Annotated in this window: 15 protein-coding genes and 3 pseudogenes; 8 read left to right on the top strand and 10 right to left on the bottom strand. The window is 66.9% G+C overall.

Going from position 1 to position 14,753, the window contains the following annotated elements; translation table 11 throughout:
• Positions 1 to 288: pseudogene (locus VFV67_RS17650) on the top strand (ZIP family zinc transporter); the annotation flags it as partial.
• A gap of 167 nt (positions 289 to 455) precedes the next feature.
• On the opposite strand, the gene VFV67_RS17645 reads toward VFV67_RS17650, so the two are convergent.
• The gene (locus tag VFV67_RS17645; protein ID WP_326471333.1) at positions 456 to 1,352 is read right to left on the bottom strand and encodes an alpha/beta hydrolase; all 897 of its coding nucleotides are present in this window, start codon (positions 1,350 to 1,352) and stop codon (positions 456 to 458) included.
• Positions 1,353 to 2,383: 1,031 nt separating this feature from the next.
• Between VFV67_RS17645 and VFV67_RS17640 the strand changes: the two are divergent.
• The 6 genes and pseudogenes from VFV67_RS17640 to VFV67_RS17615 form a co-directional block, all read left to right on the top strand.
• A pseudogene (locus tag VFV67_RS17640) lies at positions 2,384 to 2,562 on the top strand (cyclase); the annotation flags it as partial.
• Positions 2,563 to 2,587: 25 nt separating this feature from the next.
• Complete coding sequence (locus tag VFV67_RS17635) at positions 2,588 to 2,761, top strand: CsbD family protein (RefSeq protein ID WP_326471331.1); 174 nt, start codon at positions 2,588 to 2,590, stop codon at positions 2,759 to 2,761.
• 211 nt (positions 2,762 to 2,972) lie between these two features.
• Positions 2,973 to 3,875 carry an acyl-CoA desaturase gene (locus tag VFV67_RS17630; RefSeq protein WP_326471334.1) on the top strand — a complete coding sequence of 301 codons (903 nt, stop codon included), beginning with the start codon at positions 2,973 to 2,975 and terminating at the stop codon, positions 3,873 to 3,875.
• 111 nt (positions 3,876 to 3,986) lie between these two features.
• Positions 3,987 to 4,349, top strand: a complete 363-nt coding sequence (locus VFV67_RS17625; RefSeq protein ID WP_326471330.1) for a DUF1049 domain-containing protein — start codon at positions 3,987 to 3,989, stop codon at positions 4,347 to 4,349.
• Positions 4,346 to 5,458 (top strand): transaldolase, encoded by a 1,113-nt coding sequence (gene tal / locus VFV67_RS17620; protein WP_326471329.1) that lies wholly within the window; start codon positions 4,346 to 4,348, stop codon positions 5,456 to 5,458. Before VFV67_RS17625 ends, tal begins: the two co-directional genes overlap by 4 nt.
• 49 nt (positions 5,459 to 5,507) lie before the next feature.
• Positions 5,508 to 6,527 carry a hypothetical protein gene (locus VFV67_RS17615; protein ID WP_326471328.1) on the top strand — a complete coding sequence of 340 codons (1,020 nt, stop codon included), beginning with the start codon at positions 5,508 to 5,510 and terminating at the stop codon, positions 6,525 to 6,527.
• A gap of 69 nt (positions 6,528 to 6,596) precedes the next feature.
• Here the strand turns inward: VFV67_RS17615 and VFV67_RS17610 are convergent.
• From VFV67_RS17610 to VFV67_RS17580, 7 genes and pseudogenes are all read right to left on the bottom strand, one after another.
• Positions 6,597 to 7,229: pseudogene (locus VFV67_RS17610) on the bottom strand (iron-containing redox enzyme family protein); the annotation flags it as partial.
• Positions 7,230 to 7,239: 10 nt separating this feature from the next.
• On the bottom strand, positions 7,240 to 7,647 hold the full coding sequence (locus VFV67_RS17605) for an SRPBCC family protein (RefSeq protein WP_326471327.1): 408 nt from the start codon (positions 7,645 to 7,647) through the stop codon (positions 7,240 to 7,242).
• A gap of 235 nt (positions 7,648 to 7,882) precedes the next feature.
• Complete coding sequence (locus tag VFV67_RS17600) at positions 7,883 to 8,353, bottom strand: DUF2243 domain-containing protein (RefSeq protein WP_326471325.1); 471 nt, start codon at positions 8,351 to 8,353, stop codon at positions 7,883 to 7,885.
• A gap of 279 nt (positions 8,354 to 8,632) precedes the next feature.
• Positions 8,633 to 9,166: a DUF1360 domain-containing protein gene (locus VFV67_RS17595; RefSeq protein WP_326471323.1), complete on the bottom strand. Its 534-nt coding sequence runs from the start codon at positions 9,164 to 9,166 to the stop codon at positions 8,633 to 8,635.
• Positions 9,167 to 9,743: 577 nt separating this feature from the next.
• Positions 9,744 to 10,445, bottom strand: a complete 702-nt coding sequence (locus VFV67_RS17590) for a hypothetical protein (protein ID WP_326471321.1) — start codon at positions 10,443 to 10,445, stop codon at positions 9,744 to 9,746.
• 232 nt (positions 10,446 to 10,677) lie between these two features.
• Complete coding sequence (locus VFV67_RS17585; RefSeq protein ID WP_326471320.1) at positions 10,678 to 10,995, bottom strand: hemerythrin domain-containing protein; 318 nt, start codon at positions 10,993 to 10,995, stop codon at positions 10,678 to 10,680.
• A 19-nt stretch (positions 10,996 to 11,014) separates the two neighbouring features.
• Positions 11,015 to 12,229 (bottom strand): hypothetical protein, encoded by a 1,215-nt coding sequence (locus tag VFV67_RS17580; RefSeq protein WP_326471318.1) that lies wholly within the window; start codon positions 12,227 to 12,229, stop codon positions 11,015 to 11,017.
• Positions 12,230 to 12,392: 163 nt separating this feature from the next.
• Between VFV67_RS17580 and VFV67_RS17575 the strand changes: the two genes are divergently transcribed.
• Positions 12,393 to 13,454 carry a hemerythrin domain-containing protein gene (locus VFV67_RS17575; protein WP_326471317.1) on the top strand — a complete coding sequence of 354 codons (1,062 nt, stop codon included), beginning with the start codon at positions 12,393 to 12,395 and terminating at the stop codon, positions 13,452 to 13,454.
• A 111-nt stretch (positions 13,455 to 13,565) separates the two neighbouring features.
• Here the strand turns inward: VFV67_RS17575 and VFV67_RS17570 are convergent, their stop codons facing one another.
• Positions 13,566 to 13,742, bottom strand: a complete 177-nt coding sequence (locus VFV67_RS17570) for an ANTAR domain-containing protein (RefSeq protein ID WP_326471316.1) — start codon at positions 13,740 to 13,742, stop codon at positions 13,566 to 13,568.
• A gap of 802 nt (positions 13,743 to 14,544) precedes the next feature.
• A partial coding sequence (locus VFV67_RS17565; RefSeq protein ID WP_326471315.1) for a hypothetical protein occupies positions 14,545 to 14,753 on the bottom strand: 209 nt, incomplete at its 5' end.

Here is a 14,753-nt window from a genome sequence, read left to right as displayed (position 1 = left end):
TCCCTGGTCGGCGCCGTGGCCATGCGCGAGTCCGGGCAGAGCAAGCGAAGCGTCATCACGACCTGGGCGGCATGCGCGCTGCTGCTGACCGCCGCGGTCGTGATCGGCAGGCTGGTCGCGGGTGGCCTGAGCGACGCCGTGCTGGCCGTGGCGCTGTCCTTCGCCGGCGGGGCGGTGCTGGCCTCGCTGGCCGACACCCTGATGCCGGAAGCATTCGAGCACGGCCGGCCACTCAACGCCTTCGCCACAGCGGGCGGCTTCTTCCTCTCCTTTGTCCTCGCCGCCTGACCAGGCTCGATGACCTCTGGCCTGGCATGTGGAGTGGTGCGTTTGACGATGCTGGGCTGGTGCGTATCCGAGACACGAGATCGCGTCCACCGCTTCGTCCGGCCGTTGGTTCGCACACAGGCCTGGCTGATCTTGTCAGGTATCTCGACACTCTCATGGCCAGAGCGCTAGCTGCGGAGGCGATCGGCAGTCTCGGTGGCGTGCAGGGGTTGGAGGAAGTCGGCGATGGCGGCGGTGAGTTCGGCCGGGGCGAGTTCGGCGACGTGGTGGCCGGAGTCGATGCCGTGGCCGATCACGTCGGTGGCCCAGTCCCGCCAGATCAGCAATGGGTCACCGTAGAGCTGTTCGAGGTCATCGCGCAGGGACCACAAGACGAGCACCGGCTGGCCCAGTCGACGACCGGCGGCGCGATCGGCGCGCTCGTCGCGGTCGTCGACGGTCAGCCCGGCGCGGTAGTCCTCGAGCATGCCGCGCACCACCTCGGGCCGGCGCATCGCCGCCCGCCACTCCGCGTAGTTCTCCTGTCCCATGAGCTCCGGGTCGCCGCGGTACCACGCGTTGGGATCAGCGTTGATCACGCGCTCCGGTGTCCCCGGTTGGGCGAAGAAGAACCAGTGCCACCAGTCGGTGGCGAACCGTGGCGTGATGCGATCAAGGTGCTCGCTGACCGGCAGGCAGTCCACCAACACGGCTCGCACCACCTGCTCGGGATAGTCCAGCGCCAACCGCAAGGCGAAGTAGCTGCCCCGGTCATGCCCGACCACGGCGAACCGATCATGCCCGAGCGCGCGCATCGCGGCCAGCAGCCGGCGCGCGCCGGCACGCTTGGAATGCGGTTCGTGATCCTCGGTGGGCACCGGCTTACCGGACCGGCCGTAACCGGGCAAGTCCGCGCACACCACGGCGAACCCCTGACCTGCCAGCCGGGGAGCCACCCGATGCCAGGTCGCGGAGGTCCGCGGATGCCCGTGCAACAACAACACCGCCGGCCCGGTGCCCGCATACCGAACGAACACCGGCAACCCGTCGCCGTCCACCATCTCCGCGCCGAAGCCCTCGAACATGATCACAGCATGCCCTGGGTGCGGTGCGGCTACACCCGACGCACGGTGCGGGCAGGTCGGCCCGGCTCCGCCGAGTACTCGCTGGCCGGCCCGCAGGGCGCAGTGGACTGATCGCGGTCGGTCCGGATCCGGTGCGGGTCGTGCACGAGGTCGACCTGCTCGACCGCAGAGTGCCGGCGGCAATCCAGATTGAATCAGTGCGGGGTCGTCAGCCACTCTGCGGTTGCCGACCAAGACCTGGGTTCCGACGCATTGGCGAGACCGGAGACGTCGAACACAACGGTCCAGCGTGGACTGAGCCGCAGCTCTCGGTCGGACACCTCGAACGTCGCAGCGCGGTCGAGACGGACGACCGAGCCCGCCTGCTACCTACCGTGACCGCTCGGGGTGGGTGCCACCCCTGACTCATTGACTAACCGGCCGTCCAGTGGGTATTCGGCGTCCATGCCGAACCACTACAATCCCGACCCCGAAAAGGCCGAAGAGTTCGCCGAGGAGGCCGGGGTGGATCCCAGTCCCGAGCAGATCGATGAGTACCGCGAACGAATCGGAGACCCCATCCCGGAACCCGTAGAGCCTCCTGACTAGGGGCCGAATTCCCGTGATGGGACGCACGGGCGTCGGAGTCGTGAACATCCGGTGCTCGACACACACCGTCCGGCCGGTCGCTGACATCCACACGGTCTAGGGCGCACAGAGCCGTGATCGGGGACGCTGATGACGTCCTCGCGTAGGTAGGGGCGTACATCGACGGGCTCAAGTCCCGACGCCTACTCGGAGCTCCCGAGTTCGGCCGGCCGGTGACCGTACGAGAAATCCGTTCTGGTCGCCTAGGAGACCCCGACCACAGCGACGTTTAGCTCACCAGGGCGGGCGGTATCCCCCAACAGCGATGGCGGAGGCCCGTCTGGTCCCCGTTTCCGCTTTGCCGGTCAAGCCGCGTGCCGGTGCATTTCCCCATCGAAATGTCTTGCTCAGCATGCGTCTGAATGGCTAGGGAGTCCAGGTCTTGAGCATTATCACCGCGTCGATCGATCACCGAGCAGCATCCGGATGCGCGGATCGCCTGGCGCTCCGACGATGGTCCGGAGCACGCCGGTGTGGTCACATTCCATCGGCTCAGTGACGGCCACTACTCGGGTCATCGCACAGCTGGACATCGACCCCCGAGGGTTTCGTCGAGAACGTCGCAGCCCGGCTCGGCGTCCTCAAGGGCCCAACCAGAAAGGATCACCATGAGCACCGATGACAAGTTCGACGCCAAGGCCGACGAACTGAAGGGCAAGGCCAAGGAGGCCGCCGGAAAGGTCACCGACGACAAGGACCTCGAAACCGAAGGCAAGGGCGACCAGGCCAAGGGCAACCTGAAGCAGGGCGTCGAAAAGGTCAAGGACGCTTTCAAGAACTAACTGGCGCAGTGTGGGCCGGGCGGTGAACTCTCCCGCCTGGCCCACAACTCATCCGCCACCGCCCACGTGCTCGCGGGCCGGTCCGGTTTGTTCCCCTACCTAGTCACCCCGGTCCCCGGTGACGACGCACATCGCAGTCGTTGCCGGGAGGTATCACGTGACTACTACGCTTGACCGTTCCACGTCGGAGGTCCGCACCGGGCCGCAGCCGATGCTGGCGGGTGAGAAGACGCCGACCCAGATGGTGCTGGTGAAGGTGTTCGCGATCGTGCCGCTGCTCGCCCTGGCGGCGGCGGTGCCGGTCGCCTGGGGGTGGGGGTTGGGCTGGGTCGACATCGGCCTGGCCGTGTTCTTCTACGCGCTGACCTGCTTGGGTGTCACCATCGGTTTTCACCGGTACTTCACGCACGGCGCGTTCAAGGCCCGGCGCGGCTTGCGGATCGCGCTTGCCGTGGTCGGGAGCATGGCAATGCAGGGCCCGGTCATCAACTGGGTTGCTGATCACCGCCGCCATCACGCCTACGCCGACCGCGAAGGTGACCCGCACTCGCCGTGGCTGTTCGGCACCTCGGCCGCCGCCCTGGCCAAGGGGTTTTGGCACGCCCACATGGGTTGGATGTTCAACCGGGAGCGCACCAACACCCAGCGGTTCGCCCCGGACTTGGTGGCCGACCACGACATCCAACGCATCGACCGGCTGTTCCCGGTGCTGACAGTCTTGACCCTGCTTGCTCCGGCTGTGCTCGGCGGTGTGCTCACCTGGTCCTGGTGGGGTGCGGTGACCGCGTTCTTCTGGGCGAGCTTGGTCAGGGTCGCGGTGTTGCATCATGTGACGTGGTCGGTGAACTCGATTTGCCACCTGATCGGCGAGCGGCCCTTCGAGTCCCGGGACAAGGCGGCGAACTTCTGGCCGCTGGCCATTGCCTCGATGGGTGAGTCCTGGCACAACTCCCACCACGCCGACCCCACCTGCGCTCGACATGGCGTCCAAAAGGGACAGATCGATGTCTCCGCCCGCATCATCTGGGCCTTCGAAAAGCTCGGCTGGGCCAGCCAGGTCCGCTGGCCCCGGCCCGAACGCCTCGCCCGCAAACTCAAGTCAACAAGGAAGTGACCCGTCATCTCCCAACGTCACCGCACACCCGCCGCGCAGCCGGCGACACAACGACCGGCCGAACCCCCGCGGACACCCACCGCGCAGCCACGGGATCCGCAACCCGCCGCAATGGCGACCGACGGCGGGTTCGCACCGGCCGCGGCCCCGAAGCGCTCACGGCGGGTGCCGCGCACCCGCACCGGAGCCGCATGGGTGGGGTTGACCGCGGCCGCGGTCATCGCCGTCGCGCTGATCGTGTTCCTGGCGCAGAACACCCGCACCACCGAGATCTCGTTCCTGTGGATGACCGCCAGGACCTCGCTGGCCGTCGCGCTGCTGATCGCCGCGGTGGGCTCGGTGCTGATCACCCTGACCCTGGGCACCGCCCGGATCACCCAACTACGCCGCCTCGCCCGCCGCCGCGGCGATCCGCGACAACCCGACGCCAGCCAGCCGGCGCCGCACACATTCCCAGAGGAGAACCGACCGTGAGCACCCATGACCGGCTCGCCGCCCTGTCCGCAGCGGGAGTGTCGATCTGGCTCGACGACCTGTCCCGAGAGCGGCTACGGTCGGGCAACCTGACCGAACTCATCGAGAACTACAACGTCGTCGGCGTCACCACCAACCCGTCGATCTTCGCCAGCGCGCTGTCCCATGGCGAGGCCTACGACCAGCAGGTCCGCGAACTCGCCCGCCGCGGCGCCGACATCACCACGGCGATCCGCGAGATCACCGTCGCCGACGTCCAGCACGCCTGCGACCTGTTCAGCGACACCCACAAGGCCACCAACGGCCTGGACGGGCGGGTCTCCCTCGAGGTCGACCCGACCCTGGCCCGGGACACCGACGCCACCGTCGCCGAGGCATGCGACCTGTGGAAAGCCGTCGACCGACCCAACCTGCTGATCAAGATCCCGGCCACCGAGCAAGGCCTACCCGCGATCGTCGCCACCCTCGCCGAGGGCATCAGCGTCAACGTCACCCTGATCTTCTCCGTCGAGCGCTACGAACTGGTCATGGCCGCATTTCTCGACGGCATCGAGCAGGCCGCCACCAACGGCCACGACATCAGCCGAATCGCGTCGGTGGCATCGTTCTTCGTCTCCCGCGTGGACACCGAGATCGACAAGCGGCTCGAGGCCACCGCCAGCGACACGGCGAAGACCCTGCGTGGCAAGGCCGGCATCGCCAACTGCCGCCTCGCCTACGCCGCCTACGACAAGGTCTTCTCCAGCGACCGGTGGAAGGCGCTCAAGACCGGGGGCGCACTGCCCCAACGACCACTGTGGGCCTCAACCGGTGTCAAGAATCCTGAGTACCCGGACACCCTCTATGTCTCCGAACTCGTCGTACCCCACACGGTCAACACCATGCCGGAAAAGACCCTGCGAGCCTTCGCCGACCACGGCACCAGCAACGGCGACCGGGTCACCGGCTACGCCGAACAGGCCCAGCAGGTGTTCAACGATCTCGAGGCGGCCGGAGTCGACCTGACTGACGTGTTTCTCACCCTGGAAAACGACGGCGTCAAGAAATTCGAGAAATCGTGGCGTGAGCTGCAAAGCTCCGTCCGCGCCCAGCTCGCCAACATCCACTAGGTCGAGGCCGCCGAGATGGGCTGAAGTCACTCACGAGGAGAGCTCGACAATGGCACTTGGTCAGGCCACCCCCGTCGTCGACGGGTCCGATCTCAACGCAGCGACGCGAACGGTCAGCGCTTCTCCCCGTTCCGTGTGGCGTTGGCACCAAGTTCTGGCGACGTCAGTGATCGGTTTCGCCCATGGCGCCTTCGGCGAACGCGCCGATGTGCGCCGTGACGCCCTTCCCGCGGCGATGTCGGTGCGAAGCGGACATCGTCGGATTCCTACCGACCGAGCGTCGCTCGCCGCAGCCTTTCCGGCGGCATCCGGACGGTTGGTGATCTTTGTTCACGGGTTGGTGGAAACCGAACGCTCGTGGTTTCGTACCGCAGCGGGTAGGGACTTCGGTGGTCGCCTCGCCGACGACCTGGCATGCAGTCCGGTGTATGTCCGATACCACACCGGTCGCCACGTCACCGACAACGGCCACGAACTGGCCGGTCTGATCTGTGAACTCGTCCAGAATTGGCCGGTGGAGGTCACCGAGATCGTCATCATTGGACACTCGATGGGCGGTCTGGTGGCGCGTAGCGCGCTGCACCACGCTCACGACCTCGCCCACCCCTGGCGGTCCCGGGTGGCTGGGCTGGTGTGTCTCGGCACGCCACACGCCGGCGCGCCGTTGGAGCGCGCGGTTGCTCGCACGGCGGCTCTGCTCGGCCGGTCGCCGCTGACCGCACCGCTTCGCCGGCTGTTGGCGTTTCGCAGCAACGGTATCCAGGATCTCGCGGAGGGCTATCTGCATGAAACCCGAGGCGCCGACGGCCAACCGCCCGATCGGTCCGCGGACATCGGGCCGGCCCTACCTGTGCGGCAGATGTTCGTGGCCGCGACGCTGTCCCGGTCTCAGGACAGTATCTGGGGCAGACTCGTCGGCGACCTACTGGTCCGTCCGGCCAGCGCCGCAGATCCCACCCACAACGCGGACGTGCGCTGGCTGGGCGGGCTGCACCACTTTGATCTCCTCGGTCACGATCGCGTCTACCACGCCATGCTCCAGTGGCTTCGGACCACGACCGCCGGGTAGGCGTCGATGAACCAGTCGCATTCGGCGACGGCAGCCCGTCAGCTTACGCGCCCAAATGAGATGATCAAGCTCACCCATCCGGTGGGCGCTGGGTGCGGTGGTGATCTCGACGGCGGTGAAATGCCCGACCAGCGCGCCACGCAACGCCCGGTGCAGGCCGAACATCGACATCAGGTTGACGACCGCGATCGCCGGCGCCGGCACCATGTCCAGATAGTGCAGGGTAACCGGGATTGAGCCCGGCGGCGTCGAGCAGGTCGGCGAAGAGCTGGGAGTGCATCCGTTCGGCGTGCCCGCCGCCGAACTCGTCGAACTCGACGGCGACCAGGGATGCCTTGGCCTGACCGGAAAGTCGTGGGATCACCCAGGCATGCTCGATCAGAAGCGGGTCCAACGCGGCGGCCACGTCGTCCCCCCCGTCCACATCGCGGCGAACCGCGGTCAGGAACGTGCGATCCAGGACGGCCCGCAGCCGCAGCAGGTCGGGCTGCCACTCCCAGTCCGGCCGCACCGAGCGGAATCCCCGATAGTGCAACTCGTAACAGACGTGTAGCGCGAGGGTGAGGTCCGCACCGTAGGGGTCGGCGAGCTCGGCGTCGGCCAGTGGCAGTTCCGCCGGTGGCGGATCGTCGCGCAGTGTGGCGATGACCGCGTGGACAATGGTCCCCGTGGTTCGGGAAGCACCGGCACGGTCTGGGTCAGCAGGTCGAGGTCATGAAGACTCGTCCTGCGATGGGCCGGCCTCGATCTGTTGCTGGATATGGTCGAGCGTGGTGTCCAACGACTGGTCGATCTCGTCGGCGGCGGCGTGCTCGGTGCGCAGTTCGATGTCCACGATGGTCCGGTCCTGGTCGGCCCGCAGGTCGAGCATGCCGGCGTAGTCGTTGTCGCCTTCGGAACCCCATTGGATGCGCCGGGCGGTGCGATCGACCCGGAACCACGCCTCGCCGCGCTCGGTCTCGCCGTGCACCTCGGCGGTCACCTCGACCGTGTCGCCACCGGCCGGTTCGGCCGAGGTCATCCGGTCGAAGTAGCGCGGCAGGTTGTGCACGTCGGCCAGATACTCGAAAACCCGTTCCTCACCGGCCCGCAACGTCCGGGATCGACGATAGGTGGGCATGGCAGGCCCCTTTCGGCTTATCGACTCGCGCGTCCAGCGCGCTGGAAATTCAGATGCGGTGTCCACGACCGAACCCTTGGCGTCGTGGAACTCATGGCTGGGTGCTCAACCACCTGACTCCTTCACCCTATGGCAGCCGCCTGGTCCCCGCCGGCTCGCGGTGCAACGTATGCCGGACCCCGTCGGGGGTGAGGTGGGCGCGCCGACCGGTGTGGACTCCGCAGTGTTGGGGTGCTCAGCTCGGCCCGATCGGTTCCGTCGTGGGCGACCGTCCCGGTGCTGCCGACCGCGTGCGTCCAAGCCACATTCCAACTCCGAGCAGTACCGCGCCCAACACAAGAAACCCCAGGTCGTATGCCAGCTCATCCGGACCGGGCCGCACGTGGTGCAGGCCAAGCAACTGGTGATTGACAACGCCCTCGACCAAGTTGAAGCACCCCCAGCCCGCGAGCATCCCGCCGGCCAGCCGGCGGGCCCCACCCGGCCGGGTGGCCGGCGAAGCCGCGGCCAGCAGACCGATACCGACCAGCACCGCGACCAGGCAGGCCAAGTGGAACAGGCCATCTCCCACCATGTTGATCCTGGCGTCCTGGCCGTGGACCTGCGGGTACCAACCGGACAGCAGGTGATGCCACTCCAACAGCTGATGACCGACGATACCGTCGATGAACCCACCAACTCCGATCCCCAACACCAGCCCGGCCACCAGTGACGACCGGCCCCCCGTGCCACTCACCATCCGCGCCTCCCCTTTCCTTGACCGTGCGAGGATCGGCCCGAATGCGTGAGCCGCCGCACAAACCCGCAAGCCTGCCGCCTGCACCCAGCGATCCGCCCACCTCGCAGCGCTAACGGAATACTCATCACGGCCGGGTTGAAACGTGCCAGGCCTGACGAAGGAGGTGTCCGGGCAAGCCGGGTGCCGCAAGGGCGTATCGCTTGGGCCGAACTGTGCCGCGGCGTCAGCTCCGCGCGGGGTGACGGATTAGTCGGTGTCCTTCTGCTTGGCGCCGTCGTAGAGGAGCTGGGTGAGGTCGGAGACCGCGATCGCGGTCAGCGTCGTGTTGGCCAGCCTGGTCACCTTGGGGGCGAACACCAATCCCGCCGTGAGCGCGGTCGCGATCCAGACGCCGAGACAGAACGGACACGTGATGAGCTCGCCGATCGAGTGCTGAATGCCGTGGCCCCGCGCCGACTCGTTGACCTCCGCCGCCCCGGTCGGTCCCTCGTAGTTGGTGAACGGCGCCCGCAACGGGCTGGTCACCGACTCCTTGGCGATCAACCGGCTCGCCTTGTGCGTGGCCAGGCCCAGCAGCACGGTGTCCTGCACGCTGAACCGGGCCGGCAACTGGACCCCCCGGGCCCGCCCGATGACACCCACCAATCCGACGAGCGCCGTGTACCCGCCCAGCACCACCGAGTACGCCAGTATCGGACGGTCGTCCCCGGCGAAATACCGCTGCTGGATCCGTCGCCCATTTCGGCGCAACCCGTTCTTCACGTCGCTCACATTCACCACGTCGCGTGGGCTACCCAGCCCCACCCCACCTATGCCGCCACCCGGGAAGTACCCCTCGTCGTTAACCCCTTGGTGCGTTTCCTCTGTGCTCGACGAGCAGCGACCACTCGGTGTGCTGAGCCTCACAGCGCTACGGCGTGCCGGCGGGGTCGGTCACCACGGATGACCACCAACTCCGGCTCGATCAACCTGTTGGATTCAAGGTAGTTCTATCCGCGAGCGCAGCACACTGGAGCGAGCGGGGTTCGATGTGTCGGGCGGTGACCGAAGCCTTCAAACCACGGTGAACCCGGACCGGGAGCCGCCGCACGATCGTGTTGACCCGGGCCGTCGACATCAGCCAGTGTTGCATACACGCCAGGCGCCCACACCGACATCCACCAACCCACCTGGGCCTTGATCGACATCGACCCCGGGCCGCGGACCGGTTTCGACGACATCGTCGAGCTGGCCCGGCTGGACTCACGCAGAATGCCATCAACAAGACCCTGGTCGCCCCGTTCAGTGTCCGCCCGACACCGGGAGCCCCGGTGTCCCGTGGCCGCCCTGATCGGCCAACCCCAGGACTTGCCGCCGTTCAAGGGCGACTAGGACCCACTCGGGAGGCGAAGGTGTCGGTACCGGTCCGGATGCGGAAGGGTTCCAGCGCGGCCCGCTGCTGTTCGGCTCGCTCGATCAGATGATCGAAGTCGACGTCGGGCAGGCGTTCACCGAGGCCGGCGAGATCCCGCAAGGTCGTCCACATCTGCTTCTTGCCCTCGATGCCCATCGCCAGGAACTCCAGCTCCACAAAACGGCTCAACGGCGAGTAGCCGGTCAGCCGACCGTTGAATTTGAGCCGTCCGAACCGCTCGGCAACGACGGCGAGCCCGGTCTTGACCGGATTGGGCCGTGCCCCGACCCGGTGCATGATCGACCGGAACGTGTCCACGTCCTCGGCGATCCCCGACGCGACACCCGTCAGCGCCTCGCCGAGCTCGGTACCTCGGTTGGCCCGCTGCGCCCGGCGGGCCATCTCCCGCCACAACACACCCATCGCCAGCTGATCCCGAAGATAGATACCCAGAAAATCGGTCACACCCGAGAAATAACCCCCGGCCCGGCACCCAAACCAACCGCTGCGGTGGTTTCGGCCGACTCCGCCGCTGCTTGATCTGGTCGAAGACATCTGGGGGTCAGCCCTACGCCTATCGACGAGCAGATGGAACTGCGCGGGTGAGGGAACGGTCAGCCGGCCGGCGTTGCCATGATGAAGTTGTACGGGCCCGTGCGCCTGCACGCTTTCAAACCTGGGTCAGTCACCAGGTCGCCGCCCTTCGCCAACGCTGAAAGCGACAGGTCAACGCCGACTGTTTGACGCCCCGCTGAGATACCCGGCCAGTCTCGAGCCGAACCCGAGGCCCATAACACGACCGGGTTGAACACCGGTCACGGACGGGTGACCACCGGACACGTCCCGGCCTCGGGCCGGGACGTGCTCCTTTCGGGTAGTACGGTGAGTGAAAGGCGGGTCAGACTGGTCGGGGTGCAGTGTCCGGTCCCATCCGTTGCAGCGCTGCTAGACGTTGTCTGGCCAGACGCTCCTCCGCGAGCCGATCCTCGACGATGTCATCGCCGCCGTGCACGTGGCGGCGGGTCAGCGGGTGAACGAACTGCTCCTCGATGGTCTCGTGCACGGCCAGCAGCCGCACCAGGCGGTCGAACGCCTCCCGCCTTGCCGGCCCGGTGCTGGACTCGAGTTCGCTGAAGAGGTCACGGATCCGGGTGTGCTGGCTGATCAACAGATCCAGCACGTCGTGCCGCACCGCGACGGGCGTCATCCCGGTCATGCGTCTCCTTCGCCCGGTGTCAGGACTTGGTGCTGGCCTGCTGTTGCAGTTCCGGTGCGGGGTGCGGACCTTCGGTTTCCAGCCGGTAGTCGGTGCCGAAATGGTCGCGGTGGGCGTCGATGACGAACTCGCTGGGTGGGATCTCGCCGCCCATGATCTTTTCCTGGAACTGTTCGAACCGTTCGTGGGCCTCGGAGACATAGCCCGCGCCCAGCGTGGTGAGGTCGATCTGGGTGTCCAGCAGATGGCGCAGGTAGGCCTTGTTCGGTTCAAAGGTCAGGGGTTCGGGCAGCTCGGCGGGCAGCAGCTCGGCGGGGTCGCGCCCGTCGTGCTCGCGCATGAGTTCGGAGGCGATGCGCAACTGCTCGAGCTCCATGTTCAGGTGCAGCTCCCAGATTGCCTTGACCTTGCGGTCGGATTCGGTCTGCATGAACGAGTGGTAGAGGTAGACCTCGTTGTACTCGTGGTTGACCAGCCGCTCCCACCAGGTCTCGCCCGGGTCGACCAGCGACTCGTAGTGGGTGACGTGCTCCTCCTCGATCAGCGCGATCTCCTGGTAGAGCTGCCGCGCGATGGGTTCCATGTACTGCGGGCCGACGTTCATGTAGAAGTTCATGGTCTGCTGCTCGGCGGCCATCACCGTCAACGCGTGCATCTTCGACAGGGGTGCGGCGGTGTTGCGGTCGTAGGGGTCGCGGACGTTGTCGGCCGGGTGGCGGTGGTGGAACTTGGTGGGCCGGCCGGGCATCACCTCGGTCAGTCCGTCCACGATCTTCTCCGCCTTGCGGTGCTGCACCATCTCATACAGGTTGGCGTAGCGGTAGAGGTGGTCGAAGTCCTCCAGCACGCCGAACTCGTAGGCCTGCTTCAGATACGGGTCGGGTTCCATCCGGGCGACCCACGCGGTCAGGTCCACCGCGACCTGCTCGTAGGAGATCGTGGTCTCCAGCGGCGAGGACGACCCGGGCAGCAGCCAGTTGACGATCTTCTGCTGCTGTTGCTCGATATAGCGGATCTCGGCCAGCTTGCGCTTGACCTCGGTGTCATGGCACACCCGAGTGAAGTTGTGGCTGAACATGATCGCCTCAACCTCGATGCCGTTCATCGCGATGATCCGGCACTTGGTGTACGGGTCGCTGTGATCGGGGTCCACCGGCACCACGTTGAGCTCACGCCAGTTCCGCAGCTGCTGCTCCAGCGGGATTCCTTGCTGTTCAAACGGATTGAAGGTCATCAGGGGTCCGTCCAATGCCTGGGAGATGAAGGTCCAAACCGGTCGGGTACCCGCCGCGACCCGCCCTACTCCACCGGCCACCGATCCGGTGACCACCGTTTCGCCCACCAAGAGCCTGGGTAGGCCCAGAAAGTTGCCCGCCAGCGCGGAAGGGATCCCGTCGATGTCCACCGATGCCATCGTCCTGCTCAGAGAAGACCACAAGGAGATCCGTCGCCTGTTCCGCGAGTTCCAGTCCGCGAACACCCCCGCCCGCAAGGCCGCCGCCGTGCGACGCATCCTCCCCGCACTGGCCACCTACCGCCAGCGCGAAGACGAATGCCTGTATCCGCAGGTCCGCACCCTGCTGCCAGACCTGGACCAGCGCGTACTGGAAAACTCCGAACAACATCACGTGGCCGAGGCGCTCTGCGCCGAACTGGCCACCATGAACCCCGACGACGAGCGCTTCACCGCGAAAACCACCGTGCTGATCGAAACCGTGACCCGGCACATCACCGGTGAGGAACAGGACTGGTTCCCGCAGGTCCGCAAAGGCCTGGGACGCAAACAACTCCAGGACGTCGGCGCCCGCATGATCGCCCTTCGGAAGAATGGGTCCGGAAAGAAGAAGCCGGCGCGCACCGCCCCGACCAACGGAGCCGCACCCAAGAACGCCGCACCCAAGGACGCCGTGCCCGTGCAGGACGTGGTGGACCTGTTGATCCAGCAGCACACCCAGATCCGCGACCTGTTCCTCGAGGTCGAAAAGGCCGACGGCGAAGCCAAACGCGAGGCGTTTCACCGGCTGGTACGGCTCCTCGCCGTGCACGAAACCGCCGAGGAGCAGGCCGTGCACCCGGTGGCCCGGTTGCACCTGCAGGGTGGCGGCGACATCGTCGACGCCCGGCTCGCCGAGGAGCACCAAGCCAAAGAAACCCTGGCGGCACTGGAGGAGATGGGACCCGACGCCCCGGAGTTTCCCCGACTCCTTGCCGAACTACGGGCCAGCGTGCTCGAACACGCCAGCCACGAAGAAGCCTACGAATTCCGCTACCTGCGCCGCGACGTCCCCGCCGCCGAACTCCGGGCCCTGGTCAAGGTCGTCAAGGCAGCCGAAGCCATCGCCCCCACCCACCCGCACCCCGGCATCGAGTCCGCCACCGCCAACACCCTCGCCGGACCAGCGCTGTCCCTGTTCGACCGCACCAAAGACCTCGTGCACAACACAATCGGCAAGGGTTAGCGGAAAACCACAGCCCTACCGCGCGGGCGCCCGGGCCTTGTCCGTCTTATCGGGACGTGAGGAGCTCGTCGGGATCGAGGATGCCGGCGACGATGCGCTGGGCGGTCTCGCTCAACCGGAGCTGCTGGAGCGGGCGTAGCTCCGCAATGTCTGGAAGGCCTGGTCCATGTCCACAGTGCCGGCCTGGGCGAGCACACCCTCGGCCTGTTCGATGAGGACCCGGCTGTGCAACGCGGTTTCCAGCTGCTCGGTGAGCACCTCGCCACGGTGGACGGCCCGCTCCTGCAAGATCCCGATAGTGGCAGTGTCGGCGAGCCCGCGGGCGACGAGCAGGTCCCGATCGGGCAGCGCGCCGAAACATTTGCCGACAACCGATCGGAGCGATGGGGTAGCCGTCCACCCCAGGCCTTGGAGATTGCATGATCGGCAGACTCTTCCTGTCGCCGTGGTGGTACGGCTGCCAGCAACAGCCACAACCCCACCCAGGTAACGGGATCGGAGCGCCACTGGGGTGGCCCGCTTGATCTGACGGTTACAGATCAACCTCTGCGCCATAGTGCCGAGAGCGAACCCGGTGACGAACGGGATGGACCCAGCGGCGACTGAGGATCCCACGCTCGGCCAGAACCGCGTCGGCGGGCCGGTATCGGGCGTAGGCCGGCAGCGACTCGACGAGGATGCTCTTGGCCACCGTGGGAGGGATGGCGACCAGCACACCGTCGCCACGATCCTCCCGATCGCAGGAGGACCACGCGATCCCGGCACCGTCGAAGCACTCCGACAACATCCGGTACAGCGCACCCGTACCCAGTTCCGTTGGAGCGGGCGGGATCGCCGAAACGCTCGATGTCCACGACGAGGATCGTCCGGTGCACCGCCGGCTCACACCCGGCCAGGATCGCCGACCAGCAGCACGTCACCAACCATGGACCACCCCGGATGGCGGCGGCAACCACCGCCGCCCGGCGGACAATCGGCCCGCCTGCGATCACACCGTCGTCGTGACCGTTCTTGCTGCCGCGGCGGGTCACCACGCCGGAACCGGTCAGCGGCAACCGGTCCGCTTGCGGGCGACCACACTGTCCGGCGGTCAGATGTTTCGGCGAATCATCGGCGGGATGTCCGGAACCGGTTGGCGGCGCAGCTTCTCGGCCTCGGCGGCGGTGACCGAACCGATCTCGTGCAGGATCGCGATCGAGTGCAGCCAGTAGGAGCGGGCCTCGTCGGCGTGGCCGAGGGCGTGCTGGGTCGTGCCGAGACCCCACAGTATTTCGGCCTCCTGGTACCGGAAGCCGATGG

It is taken from the genome of Actinophytocola sp. (assembly GCF_035762905.1).
In the GTDB taxonomy this organism is placed as follows: domain Bacteria; phylum Actinomycetota; class Actinomycetes; order Mycobacteriales; family Pseudonocardiaceae; genus DASYTH01.
This window is presented reverse-complemented; position numbering and strand designations above follow the sequence as displayed.

Excerpts from the sequence above, each read along its gene's own strand:
- VFV67_RS17635 (WP_326471331.1), top strand. The coding sequence starts at position 2,588 with ATGAGCACCGATGACAAGTTCGACGCCAAGGCCGACGAACTGAAGGGC.
- VFV67_RS17645 (WP_326471333.1), bottom strand. The coding sequence starts at position 1,352 with ATGTTCGAGGGCTTCGGCGCGGAGATGGTGGACGGCGACGGGTTGCCG.
- VFV67_RS17630 (WP_326471334.1), top strand. The coding sequence starts at position 2,973 with ATGCTGGCGGGTGAGAAGACGCCGACCCAGATGGTGCTGGTGAAGGTG.
- VFV67_RS17605 (WP_326471327.1), bottom strand. The coding sequence starts at position 7,647 with ATGCCCACCTATCGTCGATCCCGGACGTTGCGGGCCGGTGAGGAACGG.
- VFV67_RS17585 (WP_326471320.1), bottom strand. The coding sequence starts at position 10,995 with ATGACCGGGATGACGCCCGTCGCGGTGCGGCACGACGTGCTGGATCTG.
- VFV67_RS17615 (WP_326471328.1), top strand. The coding sequence starts at position 5,508 with ATGGCACTTGGTCAGGCCACCCCCGTCGTCGACGGGTCCGATCTCAAC.
- VFV67_RS17580 (WP_326471318.1), bottom strand. The coding sequence starts at position 12,229 with ATGACCTTCAATCCGTTTGAACAGCAAGGAATCCCGCTGGAGCAGCAG.
- VFV67_RS17625 (WP_326471330.1), top strand. The coding sequence starts at position 3,987 with ATGGCGACCGACGGCGGGTTCGCACCGGCCGCGGCCCCGAAGCGCTCA.
- VFV67_RS17575 (WP_326471317.1), top strand. The coding sequence starts at position 12,393 with ATGTCCACCGATGCCATCGTCCTGCTCAGAGAAGACCACAAGGAGATC.